This window comes from Streptococcus oralis (genome assembly GCF_001579175.1).
In the GTDB taxonomy this organism is placed as follows: Bacteria; Bacillota; Bacilli; order Lactobacillales; family Streptococcaceae; genus Streptococcus; species Streptococcus oralis_O.
The window spans coordinates 1-1,199 of record NZ_KQ970765.1 but is presented as its reverse complement, the minus strand read 5'-3'; the positions used below and the strand labels follow the sequence as shown (position 1 = coordinate 1,199).

Below are 1,199 nucleotides of genomic sequence, written 5' to 3'. Positions count from 1 at the left end.
CAACATGGTCTCTTATCAGGGAATATCGGCTATCCAGCTAGTCAGGTTGCTCAAACTGCGACAGACAAGGACACGCTCGTCATGGAACTTTCTTCTTTCCAACTGATGGGAATCCAGGAGTTCCATCCAGAGATTGCGGTCATTACCAATCTCATGCCTAGTCACCTTGATTATCATGGCTCTTTTGAAGAATATGTGGCAGCCAAGTGGAATATCCAAAAAAATATGACAGCAGCTGATTTTCTTGTCTTGAACGTTAACCAAGACTTGGCAAAAGAATTGGCTAGCAAAACACAGGCTACTGTTGTACCATTTTCAACAAAAGAAACGGTTGATGGAGCTTATCTAGAAAACGGTCTGCTCTACTTCCGTGGTGAGGTGGTCATGGCAGCGGATGAAATCGGTGTTCCAGGTAGCCACAATGTAGAAAATGCCCTTGCAACAATTGCAGTAGCCAAACTTCGTGGTGTGGACAATCAAACCATTAAGGAAACTCTCTCAGCCTTTGGTGGCGTCAAACACCGTCTCCAATTCGTGGATGAGATTAAGGGTGTCAAATTCTATAACGATAGCAAGTCAACCAATATCCTAGCTACTCAAAAAGCCTTGTCAGGATTTGACAACAGCCAGGTCATCTTAATTGCAGGTGGTTTGGACCGTGGAAATGAGTTTGACGAATTGGTTCCAGATATTACTGGGCTCAAGAAGATGGTCATCCTCGGTCAGTCTGCAGAACGTGTCAAACGGGCAGCAGATAAGGCTGGTGTGGCTTATGTGGATGCGACCGATATTGCTGATGCAACTCGCAAGGCTTATGAGCTTGCGACTCAAGGAGATGTGGTTCTGCTCAGTCCTGCCAATGCTAGCTGGGATATGTATGCTAACTTTGAAGTACGTGGCGACCTCTTTATCGACACAGTAGCGGAGTTAAAGGAATAATATGAAAAAAATTGTCTTTACAGGTGGGGGGACGGTTGGACATGTCACCCTCAACCTTTTGTTAATGCCTAAGTTCATCGAAGACGGCTGGGAAGTTCATTATATCGGTGATAAACACGGAATCGAACACCAAGAAATCCTCAAGTCAGGTTTGGATGTTACTTTCCATTCTATTGCGACTGGGAAGTTGCGTCGCTATTTTTCTTGGCAAAATATGCTGGATGTCTTCAAAGTTGGTTGGGGAATTGTCCAATCCCTCT

At 44.8% G+C, this 1,199-nt stretch carries 2 protein-coding genes; both read left to right on the top strand.

The window, feature by feature from the left end:
• Positions 1 to 939, top strand: a 939-nt coding sequence (gene murD, locus SORDD24_RS10505) for a UDP-N-acetylmuramoyl-L-alanine--D-glutamate ligase (RefSeq protein WP_061410183.1), incomplete at its 5' end; no start/stop codon positions are given.
• Position 940: 1 nt separating this feature from the next.
• A partial coding sequence (locus tag SORDD24_RS10500) for a glycosyltransferase (RefSeq protein ID WP_196757303.1) occupies positions 941 to 1,199 on the top strand: 259 nt, incomplete at its 3' end.